This window comes from Frankia sp. CgKIO3, from assembly GCF_977946435.1.
This window is the reverse complement of record NZ_CDWTMO010000242.1, coordinates 1-4,398: the sequence shown is the minus strand read 5'-3', so window position 1 is coordinate 4,398 and position 4,398 is coordinate 1. Positions and strand designations below refer to the sequence as shown.

The following is a 4,398-nucleotide window of genomic DNA, read 5'->3' as shown; positions in this document are numbered from 1 at the left end:
TCGCTCACCCAGGCCCGCCCCCCGGCGACATACTCCGCCAGCTTCTCGGCTGAAAGCGGAGAATGTCCGGCGATGTCGGTCATCCCAATCCCGGCGAACAGCACTCCGGCGGCCCGCTCGATGTCGCGCATCACGTCGACGTCGTCCTCGCTCGCCGGTCGGACCGACCGCAGGGCGTCGTCGAGGTCACGCGGGTCGGGCATCGCGCTCAAAGCCCGGGAAGAAGTCCACGTAGCCGAGTTTGACAGGACGTGCGGGCCGAGTCGTCCGGCGAGCGGCCGGCCGGGTGCGCTCAGCCGGTGGGAACGATCTGCGCCGGGGCCCCGATCTGGGCGACGAGCATGGTCCAGTGCCCGTCGCCGGCGTTGAGGGCGTCGGTCGTGCGCTGCAGCAGCACCGGCGGGGGGACGGGTGTGCCGTCGAACAGGTTCCCGCACGCCGTGACCGCCTGGGCGTAGGCACCGGCGCCTTCGGTCCAACTCCTGCTCACGCTCTTGACGGGCGGGAGGCCCAGAGGTCCGATGCGGTCGACGGCCCGCCCCAGGTCGGCGCAGGCCGGTTTCAGCGACATGCCGTCCGCCGCCTGAATGTCGGCCCGTACCGCGTTGACCGCCCGCACGACCTCCGAACGGACCTGGGCGGTGGTGGCGTACCAGGACGTGAGCCGGGCCTTGACGTCGGTGGTTGGCGGTGCCGCCGCACCGGCCCCGCCACCGGACCCGACGACGAGGAACACCACGACCACCGCCACGACCCCGACCACGGAAAGAACTGCCGGCCCGCGTCGACGTTCCTCCCTGGTCAGTTCCCTCCCAGGTGCGGTAGTCGCTCCGGCGCCGGCTCACGGGTCCCCCAGATAGCAAGAAGTCAGCGACAAAGCAGACGCACAGCTCAATCCTGACGTTGCGTCGGGAGCGACTCCCGACCGCGCCGGTGACGCGACGCCCGGCGTCCCACGTACCCGGTTCAACCTCCCGCTGCGGCACCGAGGCGCCGCGGGGGCACCGAAGAGGCCCCGCGGGGGGGCACCACCAAAGGGGCACACCGCGAGGGGCACCACCAGACGGGCAGCGCCAGACGGGCACCGCCAAATGGGCTCCGGGGCTCTGCGGCTCCGGGGCGGCTGTCCCGGCCACCGCCATAGCAATACGCCGGACCGGCGGTATGCGCGGCGGTAGATGCGGCTGCACGACCGCGAGCGCGGGCAGCGGGCAAAGTACCGGCTTGCGACATCACCCGAGTGTCGGTGCGGGAAAACGCACCGTCTTCTCCTCCCTCCCAAGGGGATCCCCACACGGGAACTTCGATTTTCGTCACACACATCTGCGTTCCGCTCCCGGCCGGCTCGGCGATGTACTCACGGATGTACGAACGGGACGCACCCGGCCGTTGCCGGCGGAGGATCCCGGACCGACCCAGGTCGACATCCGGCGTTTCGATGCGCAAAGCTGCGTGAAAGCGTCAAGATATCCCGGGTGCTTTACCACCCCGCGGCTTGGTGAATACCGGTGAGGGACGTTCGCGAAGGGGCACAGATGGACTATGTGATGGACTTGTCGGAGTCGGAGTGGGGGACACCCGCACCGGACCGGACGGGCAGCTGGGCGATCATCGTCCTGGAGCAGGGGACCCGGCAGGTGCAGGGAGTAATCGGCCCGTTCCGGTCGCCCGGCCATGCGCAGGCCTACGCCTGCGACGGGGGATTCGCCGATTGGCTCATCGTCCCATCCCTGTATCTGATGTCGCCCACCGAACCGGAGATCGCCGCCATCGCGGTGCTGTGAGACGGGATCACCCGAACCCGGCGAGGTGAGGCGAGGCGACCGAACCCGCCGGATCGTCCGGGCCGGGTGGGCCCCATCATGGTGCCGAGTGGGGACCACCCGGCAGACGGCATCGAGCGCCGGCGGGGAGAATCGGGGGTCATGGCGGAGCATCTGATCGAGAACTATCTCATCGACATGGACGGTGTTCTGGTCCATGAGGAACATCCCATTCCGGGCGCGGATGCCTTTCTGGCCGGGATCAGCGCGGCAGGCCTGGGTTTTCTCGTGCTGACCAACAACTCGATCTACACGGCCCGCGACCTGTCCGCCCGACTGGCTGGCGCTGGACTCACAATCCCGCCGGAGCGGATCTGGACCTCGGCCCTCGCCACCGCGCTCTTCCTACACACCCAACGCCCCCAGGGATCGGCGTACGTCGTCGGCGAAGCGGGCCTGACCACGGCGCTGCACGACATCGGCTACGTCCTCAGCGACCGGTCACCCGATTACGTCGTCCTCGGGGAGACTCGGACCTACAGCTTTGAGGCAATCACCAAAGCGGTACGGCTGGTGCGCGACGGCGCACGCTTCATCGCGACGAATCCCGATCCCACCGGTCCCTCGGTGGAGGGTCTCCTGCCCGCCACCGGGGCGGTCGCGGCGATGATCACCCGGGCGACCGGCGTCACACCGTACTTTGTCGGCAAGCCGAACCCGTTGATGATGCGCAGTGCGCTGAACACCCTGTCCGCGCACAGCGAGACCACCGTGGTGATCGGCGACCGGATGGACACCGACGTCGTCGCCGGCCTGGAGGCCGGAATGGACACCGTGCTGGTGCTGTCGGGCATCACGTCCATCACCGACGTCGACCGGTTTCCCTACCGGCCGACCGCCATCGTCGGCAGCATCGCCCAGCTGCCCGTCGGTCGGGACGTGCGGACGCTCGACAGCATGCCGACGGCCGCCGTGCGCCCGGCGCCAGCCGAGACCCCCGAGCGCACCGGAGCCCCCGAGCGGGCCGGGGCGCACGGTCGGACCCTGGGAGCGATGCACACCCCGGGGTCCACCACACGTGGGTGAGGGTCCACCACGGAATCAGGGAATCCCGGACGGGATCAGGAGCCGCCCTGCGAACGGCGGAACAGGGTCGCGGTCGGCGCGGCGGCGGTCAGGGTCACCTTCGTCGGCGTGAACAGGAACGACTGCTGCGGCAGGCCGTCCGGACCCAGCAGGAACGCCCGCTCGATCGAGTCGACCTGGATGCGCGCACCGGTGTCGGCACCCGCACCGACGACCCGGGTCGCCTGGATGGACGCGATGTCCTCCGCGACCGGCCCGGGCGGGAGTTCGACGGCCGTGGCGGCCGGCGCGTCCCGTTCGATGGACCAGGCAGGGTAGGTCTTGTTCGACCGGTAGGTCTCGGGGTTGCCGGCGAGCCGCACCCCGACCGACAGCCCGACCCAGGCGTCGGCGGTGTTCGGTGTGCCGACCGTGTTCTTCCGGACGATCAGGTACAGGTAGTTACGCGGGTCGCTGATCCGGGTGCGCGAGTTCGGGACCGGGGCGTCGGCGACCTTGCCCTCCCGGGCGACCTCCTGGGACATCACCCAGTAGGTCCACGGGTTGCGGTCCATCTCCCGTTCAGGGGCCTCGGCGTTCGGGTCGAGGGTGTCCGCGGCCGACAGGGCGAACCGCATCGGGCCGTTGGTGTTCTGGCACATGCTGTTGCTGCGCGTGCAGGTCCCGAGCAGCGGGTGCGTGCCCTCGTACCGGCCGGTGAACGGCTGCGACGTGTGCTCCGGACCCTGGATCACGGCGCTGCCGGGGATGGCGTTGCCGGTGGCGTCGATCTCGACCTGGTAGGTCCACTCGATGTCGGTGGTCCGCCCCCAGAACGCCATCAGGGCCGGGGTCGGGGTGCCTTCGTCCTCGTTGCTCCACACCATCGAGTAGGTCAGCAGGCGATGACCGGCGATCGCGGTTGGCGCTTCGGAGTGGAAGGCGAGCAGTGGGGTGTCGGTGACGGCGTTCTGGAACGGCCCGCCGGCCATCGGATTCGCGGTGGCGGCCGGTGCCGTCCGGCCGTAGATCACCGGCGCGTGGGCCAGGGCCTGGTAGCCGTTGTCCTGCGGCGTGACGGTGCGGAAGGTCAGATCGGTCAGGCGCGCCGTGGCGGCGTTGCGGGGCGACCGGTCCGCGGCGAACAGCGTCCGCAGGGTGTGCTTGCCGGCGGCCAGGTGACCCAGCGCGAGGCTGCGCTTGATCGGGAAGGAGGTGGGGATCACGAGGTCGGTGGCGTAGGCGGTGTCGACGTAGAGCGACAACACCGCGGACTCGCCGCCCGGGGAGCCCCAGGAGATCCCTGGGGCGGTGGTGGTGACGTCCAGGAGCACCTCGCCGTCGGCCTCGGTGCGGAAGGGGATCGACGAGTCCTGCCCCCGGTTGAGGACGATCTCCGCGGGTGGAGCCGGTGCCTTGTCCCCGGAACCGCACGCCGCGAGCCCCACCGCCAGCACGGTGGCGGCCAAGCTGGCGCCGAGCGTCTGACGCAGTCCCCTTGACACCCGCGTTCCCTCCTAGAATCCGGGATCGCCGCCGCCGCGGCCCGTTCCGCGATCCCCCGATCCCC

Annotated in this window: 5 protein-coding genes; 2 read left to right on the top strand and 3 right to left on the bottom strand. The window is 70.2% G+C overall.

The genetic code is table 11. The features are described from left to right. Together AC08OJ_RS18790 and AC08OJ_RS18785 are read right to left on the bottom strand one after the other, a co-directional pair. Window positions 1-203: hypothetical protein (locus tag AC08OJ_RS18790; protein ID WP_476596434.1), on the bottom strand; the 203-nt coding region annotated here is incomplete at its 3' end. 89 nt (window positions 204-292) lie between these two features. After that, complete coding sequence (locus AC08OJ_RS18785; protein WP_476594408.1) at window positions 293-763, bottom strand: hypothetical protein; 471 nt, start codon at window positions 761-763, stop codon at window positions 293-295. 772 nt (window positions 764-1,535) lie between these two features. On the opposite strand from AC08OJ_RS18785, the gene AC08OJ_RS18780 reads away from it, so the two are divergent. Together AC08OJ_RS18780 and AC08OJ_RS18775 are read left to right on the top strand one after the other, a co-directional pair. After that, window positions 1,536-1,784 carry a hypothetical protein gene (locus tag AC08OJ_RS18780; RefSeq protein WP_476594409.1) on the top strand — a complete coding sequence of 83 codons (249 nt, stop codon included), beginning with the start codon at window positions 1,536-1,538 and terminating at the stop codon, window positions 1,782-1,784. Window positions 1,785-1,925: 141 nt separating this feature from the next. Next, window positions 1,926-2,849, top strand: a complete 924-nt coding sequence (locus AC08OJ_RS18775) for an HAD-IIA family hydrolase (protein ID WP_476594410.1) — start codon at window positions 1,926-1,928, stop codon at window positions 2,847-2,849. A 35-nt stretch (window positions 2,850-2,884) separates the two neighbouring features. On the opposite strand, the gene AC08OJ_RS18770 is transcribed toward AC08OJ_RS18775, so the two are convergent. Then, the gene (locus AC08OJ_RS18770; protein ID WP_476596433.1) at window positions 2,885-4,333 is read right to left on the bottom strand and encodes a hypothetical protein; all 1,449 of its coding nucleotides are present in this window, start codon (window positions 4,331-4,333) and stop codon (window positions 2,885-2,887) included. Window positions 4,334-4,398 lie beyond the last annotated feature (65 nt).

Coding starts and splice junctions, on each gene's coding strand:
- AC08OJ_RS18780 (WP_476594409.1), top strand. CDS start 1,536: ATGGACTATGTGATGGACTTGTCGGAGTCGGAGTGGGGGACACCCGCA.
- AC08OJ_RS18775 (WP_476594410.1), top strand. CDS start 1,926: ATGGCGGAGCATCTGATCGAGAACTATCTCATCGACATGGACGGTGTT.